Annotated in this window: 18 protein-coding genes; 14 read left to right on the forward strand and 4 right to left on the reverse strand. The window is 43.0% G+C overall.

Annotated features, from left to right (window positions below; genetic code table 11):
* Positions 1-30 precede the first annotated feature (30 nt).
* From MHI53_RS07275 to MHI53_RS07305, 7 genes are all read left to right on the forward strand, one after another.
* Complete coding sequence (locus tag MHI53_RS07275; protein ID WP_061144142.1) at positions 31-663, forward strand: ATP-binding cassette domain-containing protein; 633 nt, start codon at positions 31-33, stop codon at positions 661-663.
* Positions 663-1,448 carry an iron export ABC transporter permease subunit FetB gene (gene fetB, locus MHI53_RS07280; protein WP_061144141.1) on the forward strand — a complete coding sequence of 262 codons (786 nt, stop codon included), beginning with the start codon at positions 663-665 and terminating at the stop codon, positions 1,446-1,448. The genes MHI53_RS07275 and fetB overlap by 1 nt, the downstream gene beginning before the upstream one ends.
* A gap of 203 nt (positions 1,449-1,651) precedes the next feature.
* Positions 1,652-1,918, forward strand: a complete 267-nt coding sequence (locus tag MHI53_RS07285) for a phosphocarrier protein HPr (protein ID WP_061144140.1) — start codon at positions 1,652-1,654, stop codon at positions 1,916-1,918.
* On the forward strand, positions 1,918-3,633 hold the full coding sequence (ptsP, locus tag MHI53_RS07290) for a phosphoenolpyruvate--protein phosphotransferase (protein WP_340373132.1): 1,716 nt from the start codon (positions 1,918-1,920) through the stop codon (positions 3,631-3,633). Before MHI53_RS07285 ends, ptsP begins: the two co-directional genes overlap by 1 nt.
* Positions 3,634-3,962: 329 nt before the next feature.
* Positions 3,963-4,748: an SDR family oxidoreductase gene (locus tag MHI53_RS07295; protein WP_061144138.1), complete on the forward strand. Its 786-nt coding sequence runs from the start codon at positions 3,963-3,965 to the stop codon at positions 4,746-4,748.
* Between the two features lie 36 nt (positions 4,749-4,784).
* Entirely contained in the window at positions 4,785-5,657 is an 873-nt protein-coding gene (locus tag MHI53_RS07300; protein ID WP_340373133.1) for an NAD(P)-dependent oxidoreductase, read from the forward strand.
* 65 nt (positions 5,658-5,722) lie between these two features.
* Complete coding sequence (locus MHI53_RS07305) at positions 5,723-6,088, forward strand: hypothetical protein (RefSeq protein ID WP_061144136.1); 366 nt, start codon at positions 5,723-5,725, stop codon at positions 6,086-6,088.
* A 103-nt stretch (positions 6,089-6,191) separates the two neighbouring features.
* Here MHI53_RS07305 and MHI53_RS07310 read toward each other — a convergent pair whose 3' ends face one another.
* Positions 6,192-7,334, reverse strand: a complete 1,143-nt coding sequence (locus MHI53_RS07310; RefSeq protein ID WP_340373134.1) for an aminotransferase A — start codon at positions 7,332-7,334, stop codon at positions 6,192-6,194.
* A gap of 160 nt (positions 7,335-7,494) precedes the next feature.
* On the opposite strand from MHI53_RS07310, the gene corA reads away from it, so the two are divergent.
* Both corA and MHI53_RS07320 read left to right on the forward strand, forming a co-directional pair.
* A complete protein-coding gene (corA, locus tag MHI53_RS07315; RefSeq protein ID WP_061144134.1) occupies positions 7,495-8,469 on the forward strand; it encodes a magnesium/cobalt transporter CorA in 975 nt (324 codons plus the stop codon).
* 634 nt (positions 8,470-9,103) lie between these two features.
* A complete protein-coding gene (locus MHI53_RS07320; protein ID WP_061144163.1) occupies positions 9,104-10,009 on the forward strand; it encodes a chemotaxis protein in 906 nt (301 codons plus the stop codon).
* A gap of 63 nt (positions 10,010-10,072) precedes the next feature.
* Here MHI53_RS07320 and MHI53_RS07325 read toward each other — a convergent pair whose 3' ends face one another.
* Positions 10,073-10,576, reverse strand: coding sequence for a YkyB family protein (locus MHI53_RS07325; RefSeq protein ID WP_061144133.1), 504 nt, complete (start codon positions 10,574-10,576; stop codon positions 10,073-10,075).
* Positions 10,577-10,860: 284 nt separating this feature from the next.
* Positions 10,861-11,211, reverse strand: coding sequence for a hypothetical protein (locus MHI53_RS07330; RefSeq protein WP_340373135.1), 351 nt, complete (start codon positions 11,209-11,211; stop codon positions 10,861-10,863).
* Between the two features lie 117 nt (positions 11,212-11,328).
* On the opposite strand from MHI53_RS07330, the gene MHI53_RS07335 reads away from it, so the two are divergent.
* Both MHI53_RS07335 and crcB read left to right on the forward strand, forming a co-directional pair.
* Positions 11,329-11,709, forward strand: coding sequence for a CrcB family protein (locus tag MHI53_RS07335; protein WP_340373136.1), 381 nt, complete (start codon positions 11,329-11,331; stop codon positions 11,707-11,709).
* On the forward strand, positions 11,706-12,068 hold the full coding sequence (gene crcB / locus MHI53_RS07340) for a fluoride efflux transporter CrcB (RefSeq protein WP_061144131.1): 363 nt from the start codon (positions 11,706-11,708) through the stop codon (positions 12,066-12,068). Before MHI53_RS07335 ends, crcB begins: the two co-directional genes overlap by 4 nt.
* Before the next feature lie 166 nt (positions 12,069-12,234).
* Here the strand turns inward: crcB and MHI53_RS07345 are convergent, their stop codons facing one another.
* Positions 12,235-13,101 (reverse strand): metallophosphoesterase, encoded by an 867-nt coding sequence (locus MHI53_RS07345; RefSeq protein WP_340373137.1) that lies wholly within the window; start codon positions 13,099-13,101, stop codon positions 12,235-12,237.
* 144 nt (positions 13,102-13,245) lie between these two features.
* Between MHI53_RS07345 and MHI53_RS07350 the strand changes: the two genes are divergently transcribed.
* From MHI53_RS07350 to MHI53_RS07360, 3 genes are all read left to right on the forward strand, one after another.
* Positions 13,246-15,102 carry an SLC13 family permease gene (locus MHI53_RS07350; protein WP_340373138.1) on the forward strand — a complete coding sequence of 619 codons (1,857 nt, stop codon included), beginning with the start codon at positions 13,246-13,248 and terminating at the stop codon, positions 15,100-15,102.
* Positions 15,103-15,282: 180 nt separating this feature from the next.
* A complete protein-coding gene (locus tag MHI53_RS07355; RefSeq protein WP_340373656.1) occupies positions 15,283-16,491 on the forward strand; it encodes an EAL-associated domain-containing protein in 1,209 nt (402 codons plus the stop codon).
* A 72-nt stretch (positions 16,492-16,563) separates the two neighbouring features.
* Positions 16,564-16,797, forward strand: coding sequence for a hypothetical protein (locus MHI53_RS07360; protein WP_100533983.1), 234 nt, complete (start codon positions 16,564-16,566; stop codon positions 16,795-16,797).
* Positions 16,798-16,812 lie beyond the last annotated feature (15 nt).

The following is a 16,812-nucleotide window of genomic DNA, read 5'->3' on the forward strand; positions in this document are numbered from 1 at the left end:
TAAGAGGGGCAGGGGAGGAAGACTTAAATCATGACGTTTAGGCTCGAAAAAATCAGGTATAAAGGGATTCTGCATATCGATCATTTGAAAATATCAGCTGGGATGGTTACCTGCTTGACTGGAGAAAGCGGAGCGGGAAAGACGTCTTTACTCCGGTTATTGAACAGGATGGATGATCCGGATAGCGGTTCGATCTTCTATCAAGAGCAGCCGCTCGATCGTTTCAATCCGATCGAGTTAAGGCGTAAAGTCACGATGCTGTCTCAAACGTCATTCACGTTACCGGGAACGATTGGGGAAAACCTTCAGGCGGGCCTGGAAATGACGGAACGGGAAAAGAAGGATGAGGCCGTATTGTTGAAAGCGCTTGAAACGGTCCAACTGCATAAGTCCTTATCAGATGGGGCAGGGAATCTTTCTGGAGGTGAGAAGCAAAGGCTTTCACTTGCGAGAGTGCTTTTGTTGAAACCAGAAGTGTATTTATTGGATGAACCGACAGCAGCTCTTGATGAGGAGACAGAGCTGAAGGTCATGAGCCGGTTTTTAGAGGAAGTGAAACGGGATAAGGGAACGGTCATCATGATTACCCATTCTAAACAACTTGCCGAAATATGCGCCCAAAACACAATCACGTTGAAAAAGGCGAAGGAAGGTGAGTATTAATGGAGGGAAATGGAATAATAGATATTGAGTTCTGGCGTCTTAGTGCAGCGTATATCTTCGTTATCGTCCTGCTCATCATCGTGAAATGGAGGGGGATTTCAAGGGAGAAGCAAATCATTCTCGCTACGGTGCGGATGACGGCCCAACTCATCCTTGCCGGGTATGTTTTGACGTATATCTTTGAAAATCCCCAGCCATTGCTCTCCTTGGCATTTTTATGCGTGATGGCTCTGTTCTCCATCCATAATATTTTTAAGCAAGTTCCATTCACGCCCAATAAGAAAATCAAAAGGATGGTTATCCTAAGTATGCTGACAGGACCGATGGCAGCCTTGTTTTATTTTAACTTGGTCGTGATTCATTTCACCCCCTGGTACGAGCCAAGGTATTTCATTCCAATCGCCGGAATGATTGTCGGGAATGCGATGACTGGTGTGACATTAGCGCTTAAAACCCTTCATGGAGGGATTACCGATAATCGTGACAAAGTAGAAGCGATGCTCATGCTTGGGGCGACTCCTGCGAGGGCTGTAAAAAGTCATGTCGATGCAGCATTCGACTCGGCGGTGCTCCCGACATTGAACAATATGCTGGGGATGGGGATCATTTTCCTTCCCGGTATGATGACAGGGCAGATCATGTCGGGGATAAGCCCGCTTATTGCTATTGAATACCAGATTGCCATCCTTATCGGGATTCTCGGGAGTGTCTCATTGACGGTTGTCCTTTTCATCATGCTGAGTTTTAGAGCCTTTTTTACCAAAAATGCGCAGCTTTGCATTTAATCATTGAAAAATTCTAATAAGTAATAGTTGCAGTTCCATCTATATTTTTGTACTATTTTTAGGTACTGAATAGTTTTGGTTTGTTTGTTGGGTATGATAATGCTATTCTGATAAGGAAAAGGGCATTTCTTTTTTCCTGATTGGATCGAGAGACCCCTTACATAACCTATTTTGTTAATTTATCTTAAAGGAGATTGATTCATATGGTAGAAAAAACATTTACAGTAACAGCAGAAACAGGAATTCACGCACGTCCAGCTACATTGCTTGTACAAGCTGCAGGAAAATTCGATTCAGATATTAACCTTGCATATAAAGAGAAAAAAGTGAACCTTAAATCCATCATGGGCGTAATGTCCCTAGGTATTGGCAAAGATGCAGAAATCACGATCTCTGCTGAAGGAAGCGATGAAAACGATGCTCTAAATACACTAGCTGATACATTGAACAGAGAAGGACTAGCAGAATAATGTCCACTTTGATTAGTGGAATAGCAGCTTCAAATGGGATAGCCATCGCTAAAGCCTATCGCCTTACAGAGCCGGATTTAACGATCGAAAAAAGAAACATAGAAGACGTTCAGGCGGAAATATCCCGTTTTAAGGAAGCTATTCAAAAGTCAACGGTTGAATTAGAGGTTATCAGGGATAAAGCCGAAAAAGATCTAGGGGCGGATAAAGCCGCTATTTTTGACGCGCACTTGCTCGTATTGGCAGATCCCGAGCTTATCAACCCGATTTCCGATAAAATACAATCCGATAAAGTCAATGCCGAGTTTTCTCTGAACGAGACAGCAAGCATGTTCATTACGATGTTCGAGCAAATGGATAATGAGTACATGAAGGAACGTGCGGCAGATATCCGCGACGTCACGAAGAGGGTACTGTCACATCTCTTAGGTGTCCATATCCCCAATCCGAGCTTGATTGCCGAAGAAGTGATCATCATTGCCGAAGATTTGACTCCTTCGGATACAGCTCAGCTGAATCCGGTTTACGTGAAAGGGTTTACGACCGATATTGGTGGACGTACATCCCATTCAGCCATCATGGCCCGTTCATTGGAGATTCCAGCTATCGTTGGCGCAAAAACAGTAACATCTTCCATTGAAAATGGAGATTTGGTCATCATAGACGGTTTAAAGGGTGAAGTTCATATCAATCCTACTCCGGAATTGGTGAAACGCTACGAAGAGGAACAAGTTGCCTATGCCAAGCAAAAGGCTGAGTGGGCCAAGCTGGTTCATGAACAAACGGCTACAAAAGATGGCCATCATGTTGAATTGGCTGCCAACATAGGGACGCCGAAAGACTTAGAAGGCGTACATCAAAACGGCGGTGAAGGAATAGGGTTATACCGTACCGAGTTCCTTTATATGGGCAGGAATGACTTCCCTAGTGAAGAAGAACAGTTCGAGGCATACAAAGCGGTACTGGAAGGAATGTCAGGAAAGCCTGTAGTCGTCCGCACGCTTGATATTGGCGGAGACAAGGAACTGCCTTACTTAGAGCTCCCTAAGGAAATGAATCCTTTCCTTGGATACCGTGCGATTCGCCTTTGCCTTAATGAACAAGAGATATTCCGGACCCAGCTCCGTGCCCTTCTAAGAGCAAGCGTTCACGGGGATTTGAAAATCATGTTCCCGATGATTGCCACATTGGCTGAATTCCGCGATGCGAAAGCCGTTATGGCTGAAGTCAGACAGGAATTGCTTGATGGCGGTATTCAAGTTGCTGAAAACATTGAAGTCGGCATCATGGTTGAGATTCCTTCAACAGCCGTTATGGCGGACGTTTTTGCTAAGGAAGTCGATTTCTTCAGCATCGGTACCAATGACTTGATCCAATATACGATGGCTGCCGATAGAATGAATGAGAGAGTATCTTATTTATATCAACCATATAACCCAGCGATTTTACGTCTGGTCAAAATGGTCATCGATGCAGCTCATAAAGAAGGAAAATGGGCAGGAATGTGCGGAGAGATGGCTGGAGATGAAGTGGCCATCCCGATCCTGATCGGTCTTGGACTTGATGAATTTTCGATGAGTGCGACTTCGATTCTAAAAGCACGTTCGTTGATCAGCCAACTTTCGCTTGAAGATATGCAAAAACTATCTCAAGACGTTTTAGAGCTGGATACGAATGATAACGTGAAAGAAGCGGTTATCAATGCTTTGAAGTGATAAACCAATAGTGAAAAAAGGTGCCCCCTTACCTGTTCAGGCTGGGGTACTGAACTGTCACTTTTTCTTTATCATTTTTAGGGAAATATGTTTATTGCAAAAAAATCGGGGTATATAAGAACCAAGCACAGTTGTTAGCTCTAAGCAGAGCAGCTGACATTCTCATTTCCCCCTTTGACGCCGGTTGGATTATCCAACCGGTCATTTTTTTGAATTCATACATATGGGGGAACATGAAAAAGTGCTTGAAAATGATTATTCAGATTTTTCACTTTTTGATTATGACGATATAATGGAATTATATTTATATGGAGAATGGAGGATATGATATGGACTTAAAATTGGAACAGAAAAATGCTTTGATTTTAGCGTCAAGTCAAGGGTTGGGAAAAGCGATAGCGGAAGAGCTGGTTAAAGAAGGAGCAAATGTCATGCTCGCCAGCCGGGATGAAAACAAGCTCGCTGCCGTCCAAAAGGAATTGTCGCTGCTTGGCACCGGAAAAGTAACGTATGTGGCTACCGACATAACGGATGGAGAAGCTATCAAACGGTTGGTAAACCAAACTGCACTTGAGTTTGGGGGCATCGATATCCTGATCAATAACGCTGGAGGACCTCCTGGGGGGAGCTTTACCGATTTCAATGATGAAGAGTGGCAGCAGTCTTTTGAACTTAATTTACTAAGCTTCATCAGGACGATCCGTGAAAGCCTGCCACACCTGAAAAAACAGGGCGGAAAGATCGTTAATATTGCATCTTCATCCATAAAGGAACCTATTCCTGGATTGATATTATCAAATACATTCAGGACTGCAATCGTTGGATTGTCCAAGACATTAGCATCCGAATTGGCGCCAGACGGGATCTTGATCAATACAGTCGGACCCGGCAGGATCGCGACGGATCGCATTCAGCACCTGGACAAAATGAATGCAGACAAACTAGGGTTAACACAGGAGAAGATTACAGAACAATCGATCGGTAAGATCCCTCTCGGCCGTTATGGGGAACCGGAGGAATTCGCGAAGTTCGTTACATTCCTTGTTTCGGGTGCCAATACATATTTAACGGGCCAATCTTATTTAGTTGACGGAGGAATGGTTAAATCCATTTAAAGTATCATGAAGCAAAATGATTTGGAGGAAATTGCAGTGACACAATCAAACGAAACAATCGGATTCATCGGTCTAGGAGTTATGGGAAAAAGCATGGTTCGAAATCTTCTTAAAGCCGGATATGAGGTTCATGTGTATACAAGGACTAAAGAAAAAGCGGATGAACTGCTCTCAGAAGGAGCCATATGGGCCGCTGCCCCTAAGGAAATCGCTCGGAAAGCCGATTTGATTATCTCCATGGTAGGTTATCCAAGTGACGTGGAGGAAATTTACTTTGGAAGTGATGGACTTATCGAAAATGGGAGAGAAGGTACCTATTTAATCGATATGACGACCTCCACCCCATCTTTGGCAATGAAAATCGCCGAGGAAGCCAAGAAAAAAGGCATGGCTGCATTAGATGCACCTGTATCCGGTGGCGATATTGGCGCACGCGATGCAAAGCTTACCATCATGGTTGGCGGGGAAAGCACCGCATTCGAAGCAGTCAAGACCATTTTTGGTAAAATGGGCAGCAATGTTGTCCATCAAGGTCCGGCTGGATCTGGCCAGCATACGAAAATGTGCAATCAAATTGCCATTGCTTCCAATATGATCGGAGTTACAGAAGCCATTTCTTATGCCAAGAAGGCGGGCTTGGACCCAGACCGCGTCCTGCAAAGCATTTCATCCGGATCTGCCGGAAGCTGGTCACTGTCCAATTTGGTGCCTCGTATGGTCCAAGGTGACTTTGAACCAGGCTTTTATATCAAGCATTTTATAAAAGATATGAAGATTGCCCTTGATGAAGCCGAAAGAATGGGAATGGACGCACCGGGATTAAGCTTGAGTAAATCCCTCTATGAAGATCTTGCGGAAGCTGGCGAGGAAAATAGCGGTACCCAGGCATTGTATAAACACTATAATTAAGTGCTAGCTTTTCTTTTTGATGAATAAGCTGATAGCGACAGCCTTTACAAAAAGGAGTGATCGTTATGGGCGAATTCGATGACATTCAGATGAAATTCCAGGAATTGGAGGATGGACGGTATATTGTCAGGATTGAAGGCTTTAAACGCGAAAAAACCATTCACCAAACAAAGCCCATTCGCTGGGACCTGAAATTAATGAATGAAAGTCCGCTAATCCTGCCGGTAAAGTTCAGTCATATTGAAACGAATGCCGGGTTCCAGATCCTGATGCGCGAATTGAAAAACTTAGGCTTTTCAAAGCCGCGGTCTGCGAAGGAATTTGAAGAAGTGATGGCTGATTTACTCGGATCGATCGTTGAAGTGAGCCTCACGACGACAAATAAGGAAGAAGGATACCGGGAAATTCGCTTTTTACGGAGATTATATTGATTACGATCTTGCATTCCCAGGAGCTTTTCAGGAGCTGGCATATAGATATAAAGTTGAGGCCTTCAATCATCCATTCGATTGAAGGCCTCTTTTTTGTTAACTTTCAATCTAAAAAAGTCTCTATGCGATCCAAAGCCTTTTCCAGCGTTTCCATGGAATAGGCATAAGATAATCTGAAGTATCCTTCGCCGAGCGGAGAGAATGCATCTCCCGGGACTACAGCAACCTTTTCCTGTTTGACTAGGCTCAGGCAAAAGTTCAGCGAAGAGGAATACCCTTCAGGAAGTTTAATGAAGAAGTAAAAGGCACCATTCGGCTTGACTATTTCCAGCTTCATCGATTGCAAGCGCCTGTATACATATTCCCTTCTCCTTGCATATTCTTCCTTCATCGGAATGGCATCATCCTTGCCTGCGGTCAAGGCCGCCAAGGCCGCCCTCTGCGATATGGAAGCGGCACAGGTCACATTGTATTGGTGGACCTTCAAGATGTGCTCAGAGATGGCCTTGGGGGCAAATAGAAGCCCAATCCTCCATCCGGTCATCGAATGGGACTTGGATAAGCCATTCAAGACGATGGTTTGTTCCTTCAGGAATGTGGCAATCGAAACATGCTCCTGATCAAATACGAGTTCGCTGTATATCTCATCGGCTAGAATGAAAATATCCTTCCCCCTGACAAGTTCCGCAATGTCCTGGAGTTCTCTGGCAGACAATGTCACCCCGGTTGGATTCGATGGATAAGGTAACACGATGCAACGAGTCTGGTCAGTTATGTATTTTTCGATGATATCCGCAGTCAGACGGAACCCATTTTGGGTTGTATCGGCATAAATCGGGGATGAACCGCACATTTTGATGATAGGTTCGTATCCTGGATATACCGGCCCTGGCAATATCACTTCATTTCCCGGGGTAAGGATCGTCCGGAATGTAATGTCGATCCCCTCACTGGCTCCTGATGTGACGATGACTTCATTCAACGGATCATAGGAAAGCTTGTATTTATCCATAACATATTCAGATGCTGCTTCTCGCAATTCAAGATAACCTGCATTGTGGGTATAAACCGTATGATCTTGATCGATGGCTTGTTTGGCCGCTTCTTTAATATGCATAGGAGTTGGAAAATCAGGCTGTCCAATCGTTAAAGAAATGGTCCCTTCGATTTCAGCGACCATATTGTAGAATTTGCGGATTCCTGATATTTGAACGTCTCTTACTAAAGGGTTAACTAAGTGTTCCATCTATGAATATCCTCCCTTTTCATACTTGATGAAATGATGTACTTCGTTTGACTGGTTCATCCTATTTTATCATTTAGTTTGGATGGGGGATAAATACTTTTTGCGATTCATGAATTAAAGGTATAATGAAAGATAAGAAAAAATTTGAGGGCTGATACATATGATTAGAACTTGCGCAATAACGTCCAACCAGGAAGTGACGTTCGATTTACCGCTATCTGATTTGAATGATTCGAATATAGAGTGGTTTTGGGTGGACTTTTCCAATCCTACAAATAAGGAAATCGAGCTATTATCCAACCATTTTCATTTTCATCCGCTGGCAATCGAAGACTGCCTCGATGACTTTAATCAACGTCCCAAGATGGATTTTTATGAGAACTATCAATTTCTTGTGCTTCATGCCCTGAGGCAGAAGGTATTCAGGGCGGTAGAGTTGGATATGTTTGTCGGGGAAAAATGGATCGTCACCTTCCATAAGGAAGATATGCTTGAGCTGGAAAAGGTATGGGAAGAAATTTCAGGTAATAAAATGCTGAAGCAAGGTCCATTTTTCTTGATGCACAGAATCATCGACAGGATCGTCGATGAATTTTTCCCTCCCGTTTATAAAATGGAAAGCGAGTTAGGGATCATCGAGGACAATACGGAAAATGAAACGATAAATGATTTGATGGATCAACTATTCGATTTGCGTACGGATATGTCCAGGCTTCGGCGGACCATTTTACCGATGCGCGATTTATTGTATAGGATGATTTCATCAGAGCGCTTGAATTATTTGAAGGACCAGCACCTTTATTTCAATGACGTATACGATCATCTTTTGAAGTTAACCGAAATGCTGGAATCCTATCGGGATTTTTCCTCAGATATCCGGGATAGTTATTTATCGGTGAACTCCAATAATATGAACTCGACGATGATGACCTTGACCGTCATCACGACCATTTTCATGCCGCTGACTTTCATAGTTGGTGTATATGGGATGAATTTTGAATTTATGCCCGAATTGACCTGGCATTATGGCTATTTCCTCATCCTTGGAATGATGGGCGGAATTGCCTTGATGATGTTTTTATACTTTGTTAAGAAAGGCTGGTTGAACCCAAGGAAAAAATCACGAAAGAACTGAAATTTAGCTTGATAGGACAGTCTTAGGATATGTTCCTGAATACCAGCGATTCAAAAAGCACTTGGAGCGGATATCCAAAATCTGTGAATGAAAAAGAATTAAGAGTTTCAACTCCACCATGTTTTATCACGACATGACACGATTGGAGTCAAAGGTTCATGGCTGGAGTGAAAGGAACGAAGAGTGGGAGGTTCCCGCTAGAAGTGCGAGCCCAGACTACAGCCCCAAAAGTGCCGACGAGGCTCCCGGACGAATTCGGATAAGCTTAGTGCCTGCAGTGAAATGAAACGATCAAAATGCAAATCCCTCCACTCGGAGGGATTTGAAGGTTTATCCCGTTTTGATGCAGAGCGCCGAAGCGGCCCGAGCGACCACCCGCACCAAAGCAAGTGCCTTGTGTTCCATGTGATAGTCATTTTTATAAGCCAATAAAAATCGGATAACCTCAATTATTTTTTTGCGAATTCTTTTTTTATCTATACTCTAAACAAAAGCCATAAATATCCGAATTATTAGGTATGAGCATTGAAGAATCATCATGGTCCATTTGAAAGGCAGCTTTTGCTGCTTCGCCAAAGGTTTGGATTCATGGAGCGATAAAATGAAAAAAGCAAGAGAAGGGCGAGATGAACCAATGGAAGCAAATAAGGGGATATTATTGGAAAGTGGAACGAATGAGCTTGAGATAGTGGAATTCGGCATCGGCAAGAATAAATTCGGCATTAACGTAATCAAGGTGAAGGAAATCATTAATCCTGTTCCTATCACAGTTGTTCCCCATTCACATGCAAATGTGGAGGGAATCATTGAACTCCGGGGAGAGGTCCTGCCAGTTGTGAACGTGGCTGACGCGCTCGGGTTCCCTCCTTCTGCCACTCCTGAGCATGACAAATTCATTGTTGCGGAATTCAATCAGCAAAAAGTGGTTTTCCATGTACATACCGTGACACAGATACACCGTATTTCCTGGTCCCAAATCGAGAAGCCATCGGATATGTATCAAGGCCTTGAAAGTCAGATTATCGGAGTCATTAAGTTAAATAGCGAAATGTTATTGCTGCTCGACTTTGAAAAAATAGTGGTTGAAATCAATCCGGAATCAGGAATAAACATCCAACAGGTCAAGAAACTCGGTATCCGTCAAAACTCAGACAAGAGAATCCTGATCGCGGAAGATTCCCCATTACTTAGGAAGCTGTTGTTTGATACATTATCAGAGGCTGGTTTCAAGTACCTGGAGTTTTATGAAAATGGACTAGATGCGATTGGGTATTTAGAGAATTTGATCGAAGCAGGAAAAGACGTAACGGAAGAAGTGCAATTGGTGATTACCGATATCGAGATGCCCCAGATGGATGGCCATCACTTGACCCGGAGAATAAAGGAAAACAGTGAGCTCGCCGTATTGCCTGTGATCATTTTCTCTTCGTTGATTACGGATAGCCTGCGTCATAAAGGGCAAATGGTAGGAGCCGACGCCCAAATCAGCAAACCGGAAATAGCGGAGCTTGTAAAATTAATAGACAGATTCGTATTATAAGAATGAAAAACGGGCCGGGGAGGCAACACCTCACGGCCCGTTTGTATTTTCCAAGAATTATCCTTAATACTTGGAACCTTTTCCTAAAAAGGAGGATGGAAATGGATTGTGAAAAGGCTGCTTGACCGAATTTCGGCCATAAGCCTTTTTCTCGGTAGTGAGGTTAGGTTGTTTGTCACCGGCTTGTCCAACATAGGCTTGAAGGATTTGTTTTGCCTTGGATAAGGACAAAGCGGCTTTGGGATTGCGTATGGATGCTGCCCGGCTGCCGAGGTGGGGGAGTTTTTTCAAGTCTTCCTTAGTGGGAGGCAGATGAAAAACATACGAACCGCATTCGACAATGACATCGGATTGCTGCGCTGCAAAGCGAGGGTTATCAGAAAAATGCAAGCCGATCTTTTTTGCTTTGCCTTCTTGCATGAGCTTGCTTAATGCGAGCCGTTTTAAATGATATAAATTTTTAGGCTCCAACGCGGTCTTCGCATGTTTGTTAACGATAAACACGGCTTGGGCAAGGGAGTTAATCGAAAACTCATCCCTCTCAGAATGTCCCTTCGTTTCGTTCATTATGGAAACTCCTTTACTTAATAAGGTTAGAAGGTATGATACATGGGTCCTTCAATAAATACCTGTATTCATATTGAGTGTAATAAAGATGCGGTGCGACTTGGGCTTATAGCCGCATGAAAAGGATGCTTGTACCTTTCTAGGGCAGGACAAATTTTACCAACACTTTACCATCTATGCTTTTCATATTATACCACTTCAAAATAGATAAGGAAGTAAATTTCAAATAGACAGTGTTTGGCCAAAGAAAAAGAAGGCGTTTCAGGACGCCTTCTGCCAATTTCTTATTGAGTGTATATGTTGATATTTTCAGAAACTCCTGCCTGTGCCTGTGCACCGAATTGTTGTGGATACCCCTGAAAGCCTTGATAAACAGGATAAGGAGGGTAAGCGTAAGCTGGTGGGTAAGGCGGGTAGGGAGGAGGATATGGCGGATAGGCTGGTGGGCGGTTATTTAATAACAATGGTCCCACTGCCAATCCCGCTACAAAAGCAACAGGTGCTAATAGAGGAAAGAACGGAAAAAATCGCTCGTCATTCCAATGTTCCGGTCCATATTCATTCCCATTCCTATATTCGTTTTGCAGCGTGAAGGATTGAGGATAGTAGTGGTAAGGCAAATACTGTGGTTGCATAATTGGCCTCCTTTCCTATAATTCTATACATAGTATGGATTTTTTTTAGAAAAGAGCCTGTTTCACCTCAATCTGTTATAATGAATCTACTTATGAAAAAAATCAGAGGTGACCGTAATGGATTTCCTTAAAAGCATTTTAGCCGTTGGATTCGGCGGGGCAGCGGGAGCAGTGTTGCGTTATACCGTAATCTTGGCGACCGCCCATACCTTCCTTCCATTGGAAACCCTCTTAATAAATATAGTAGGCAGCTTTTTACTTGGCATGATTAATGGCTATTTCGCCTCGAAAAGGAAATCGCTCGTTTTTTTAACTTTGGGCAGCGGGTTTTGTGGCGGCTTCACGACCATGTCGACATTCTCCCAAGAAACTGCCGATTTCCTGCAAACATCGGTGTTATATGCAGGAGTGTATGTGGGGGCCAGCGTTTCATTGGGCTTGCTTGCCGGTTTTCTCGGACTGGGCCTTTTCAATAGACAAAGAGGTGAAAGGCAATGAATCACCTTCTTTCAGTTTTTATCGGAGGTTTCTTTGGTTCAGCCTCAAGGTATGTTTTACAGATGATTTTTAATAGGCTAATGCCAGCAGGTTCGATCCCCATTAGTATTTTACTGATTAACCTGATAGGTTCTTTCGGTTTAGGGATTGCGTTTCCCCGGAAGGAAGCTTGGGACCCTTCTGTTCAAGTTTTCCTGACGATAGGTTTCCTGGGGGCGTTCACGACCTTTTCCACATTCAGTATGGAAACAATCGAACTTATAAGAAAATACCGTTGCATAGATAGCCTCATCTATGTAACGGTATCGATTTTAGGCTGTATCGGCGCTTTCCTATGTGGATATTTAATGTATGTATGACCTTCATGAAATTGGCCGATGTGGCTGGTAAAAAAATCTAAGTTTCTCATTTATCCTTCTAATGCTATAATTCATAAGAATTCATTACAAATGATAGGCAACAGCAAGTCATTCTCGTCGCACAGGTTTTGTTAATAAGTCTGGCGGCTTTCCCCTGTGTTCTTTTCTATTCCTTTCCGACCTTGAATTCGTATACGGTCAGCTCAGGGCGTGAGAGAAAACGATATGGAAGCCGGGTAGTGCCAAGCCCCCGATTGACATGTAACGTCAGTGAATCAAGTTCATATGTGCCTTCGCGATACTTTTCAGCATACGGAGGAGTGACAAGGGCACCGGCAAATGGAATCTGGACTTGACCTCCGTGACTGTGACCGCTTATTTGATACTGGATATTATAAGTCCTTGATATATCGGCCAGATCAGGGGCATGCGCGAGCATGATGGTGAATACTTCGTCTGGGATGCCGGCAAGGGCCTTTTCAAAATCCGGTTTCCCCAGCATGGCGTCATCAACGCCAGAAATGAATATTTCTTCACCCGTCAATAAGGAAAGTTTGGTTGAGGTGTTTTGCAGCATGGTAAAATGAGATTCCTTCATGATATTGCTGTAAATCGTTGAGCCGTATCCGCCATGGTCATGGTTACCGTAAATGCAGAATTTTCCAAATGGTGCTTTGAGCTGATTCAAGACAGTGGGTATTTCCTGCTGGGAACCGTATTTATTAGGCTGGTCCATTAAATCGCCGGTAAATAAAATGACATCAGGATTCAGTTGATTGATCTTATTGACAACCGCTTGTAGATCCCTTAGCTGAAATTGAAAGCCTAAATGCGTATCACTGAATTGAATCATTTTCATGCCATTGAATCCTTTGGGGATAAGAGGGTGGCTGATGACCTTGTACTTGGTTTCTAACCATTTTGGCTCCAGATTATGGGCATAATAGTTTCCGCCTATGCCTAAACCGGTCAAGGAAGCCAAAGTACCAAAGCTTTTCTTTAAAAAAGTTCTTCTGGATATGGGTTTATTCAAATTAATCAACCTATCTGATTTAAAAATGTTACTTCCTCATACTAACAAACAATATACAAAATATGAAGAAAATATCTTCTTTACGCATATGAAAAATGGAACCCTATACGGTTTGAAATTGAACATCTATACGGAGGTAACATGATGACCGAACCATTGTTTATAACACTGATTATACTTCTATGCGCAATTGCGCTTTTTATACAAGCAAAATTTCGCGCGGACTTAATTGCGCTAAGTGCACTTTCCATACTCGGTCTCCTCGGGATACTTACATTGGATGAGCTTGTCGCTGGTTTTGCCAATCAAGTGGTGATCATGCTGGCTGGGTTATTCATCGTCGGTGCTGGACTCTTGAATACAGGTATCGTGGAGAAGGCAGGAAACAAACTATTAGGTTTATGCGGGGGAAGTGAGTGGAAATCGCTGCTTATCGTCATGCTGACGGCTGGGATATTGAGTGCATTTTTAAGTGGGGCGGGCATTGTTTCCATTTTGCTTCCGCTCGTTATGAGCATGGCTTTACAACAAAAAACCAGCCCGACAAGATATTTATTGCCTCTTGCCTATGCAAGCAGCATTGGCGGGCTATTAACCCTTACCGGTACACCCTCCAATATGATCGTTGCTGACGTGCTGCAGCAAAACGGATTGGAGACTTTATCCTTTTTTGACTTTTCACCGATAGGCTTAATCGCATTTGCAGCCGGCTTATTCTTCATGCTGACACTTGGGCGCCTGCTGCTGCCGGAAAGAACGATTGCCGCTAACAATAGTGTCAAAGGTTTGTCGGCAGGCGAACTTGCCGGTATGTACAAAGTGTATGATCGATTGCACTACCTGCATATACCCGCAACTTCGGATATTGTCGGTGAAAGGCTGTCAGACTTGCAGCTTCCGATTCAATATGAATTGACTTTGATTGAAATCCAGCGGAAGCCGAAGGATAAGCAATTACCGCTGTTACAAAGGCAGCTTACCATTTCAGCCAGAGCGGATGAAGTGCTTCACCCTGACGATATCATATTGGTGTTCGGTGAAGAAGAAGCAGTTGAGAGATTGGCACTCAACTATGAACTGGAATTTAAACATTTCAATACGGAACAAATAAAAAAGCACTTTCTCAGCAGCAGATTTGGTTTGACGGAAATATTGATCGTCCCGAATTCCGATTATGAAAATCAAACATTGATCGATGTCCATTTCCGTGAGAAGTACCAATGCAATGTGTTGGCCATCAATCGTAATGGTGAATATATTCAAGCGGATGTCGGTACGGAGCGTCTGAAACCGGGTGATGCCATACTCATACATGGCGAATGGGAAAATATTGAGAGGATTTCCTCGGATTTGCAGGACGTCATCGTTATCGGAAGTACTTCGGAAGATGGCTCGCATATATACTCCAAAAGCAAAGCTTGGATTTCCGTGGGCATCACGGCATTGATGGTCATTCTTTTGTCGCTGGACTCGATACCTCCCGTGCTCTCAGTATTGACCGCTGCCTTGCTGATGATCATTACGGGCTGTGTCCGATCGATGGAAGATGCTTACCAAAAGATTAACTGGGAGCCTATCCTATTGATTGCGGCGATGTTCGGAATCACGACTGCATTGGATAATACGGGTGGGGTGAGGATGATCAGTGATTGGCTGGCAGTGCTGTTCAGCAATATCGGCCCACATGGTATACTGGCGGTGTTCTATCTGTTGACATTGATCCTTAGCCAATTCATCCCCTATGGGGCCGCTGTCGTGATCATGACGCCGATTGCACTGACATCATCCGTTAACCTGGGGATTGACCCCATTCCTGTCTTCATCTGCCTTGCTGTCGCTGGGAGTTTGGCATTATCCACACCAAGGGTGGCAACGACCAACGCACTTGTCATGACAGCAGGGGATTACAAATATAAAGACTTTATCGTGATTGGGATTTCTATCCAGGTATTCATCGGTGTCATCATGGTGATCACCATTCCATGGATCTTCCCATTTTGATGGATTTTGAGGCATTGCTCTATATAGGGACAATGCCTCTTCCATTTGATTATAGGCAAAGAAGATAAATTGGCGGAAAATGGAGTTATGCCTAGGGAATTAAAATTATTTATTATCAATATTAGAAACTAATGGTATAATTTTTGCATATTGGTGTTTTCGTAATTAGGGGGAAGATGCATCTTGGATACAGAAAAAATATTGAAAAATTTAGACAGGGTGACACCATTCTTTCAACCGATTTTCAGTGCAGATCAACATCAGGTAATCGGATATGAAATTTTAGGGCGTTATGAGGAACAATCGGAATATAAAAGCCTGGGTTCATTCTTTCATGATTCTTCAGTGCCTAAAGAGTATAGGGTGGAAGTGGATAATTACGTACTTGAAATAGCCTTGGAAAGAATAAAAGACTATGGGGAAGATTTTCTGATCTTCATTAACAGAGATCCGAATTTGCTCATGCTCGATCATGGCGAAGAATTCATGGAGATTTTACATCGTCATTTCCAGCCTGAGGAAATGCACAGGATTGTACTTGAACTATCAGACACGATCAGCCCGGAAAATTTTGATCCTTTACAGCATGTTCTTGCTTACTTTAAAACATATGGGATTAAAATAGCTTTCGATCATTTGGGTCAGGATACGAAATTGGATCAAATTGCGCAAATTTCTCCGAATATTTTAAAAGTTAATTTGGACCAGCTTCGCATTTCAGGTGGGGATGCCTATCAGGTCATCCTGTTTTCACTAAGCATGCTTGCACGAAAGATCGGTGCCAATTTACTATTTGAGAACATTGAGTCCGAATACCAGCTCCGCTTTGCCTGGAAGAACGGCGGACGATATTATCAAGGGTATTTCTTGGCCAAGCCCGAAGGTGAGTTCATTAATAAAGATTTACTTCGGGAAAAATTCCATCAAGAATGTCAGTCCTTCATTTCACTTGAAACGAAGAAGCTGGAAGCAGTATATCAAAAGACCTTGCAATTTAATGAAAATATGCAAATCTTTTTGAAGCAACAAAAGCAATTTGGATCTCATGAAGAATTTCTTGGGACGATCGCGAAAAAGTTGGAGTCCATCTGTTTTCGACTTTACATTTGTGATGAAGAGGGGTATCAACGATCGCCGAATATCCTCCAAAAAAACGGGCAGTGGATCATCCAGCCGAGTTATCTCAATAAAAATTGGAGCTGGCGGCCTTATTTCCTCGAAAACATCGTAAAGATGCGCAATGAGAAAAAGGGGATTTTGTCTGATTTATATAGTGATATCGAAACAGGGGAGACCATAAGGACCTTTTCCTATCCGCTTAATAATAAGGAATACATTTTCTTCGATCTTTCTTATAGTTACCTATATGAAAATGATGCCCTTTTATAAAAAGGGTCCATGTATATAAAAGCTTGAAATGTGTAAACCTAAGCAAAATGATGCGCTGGGAGGAGACATATTTTGAGCACGTACATCTGGATTCTACTCATAGTCGTTACAGTCATGGCGTTATATCTTCTGTTTTATACATATTCTGTAGCCAGGGCACAAAAAGTCAAAGCCAGATATGATTCGACAATCGATGATGCAGTTAAAGAACATCCTTATTTGAAGAACCCGATATTCGTTTCTCTTATCGTTGGAACTCTTTTGGTTGCCGGTTTTATTTTCTACTATGCCTTTCAATGGTTATAAGAAGGAGATTTCATC

The sequence above is a fragment of the Peribacillus sp. FSL E2-0218 genome (genome assembly GCF_037992945.1).
Classification (GTDB): domain Bacteria; phylum Bacillota; class Bacilli; order Bacillales; family DSM-1321; genus Peribacillus; species Peribacillus simplex_B.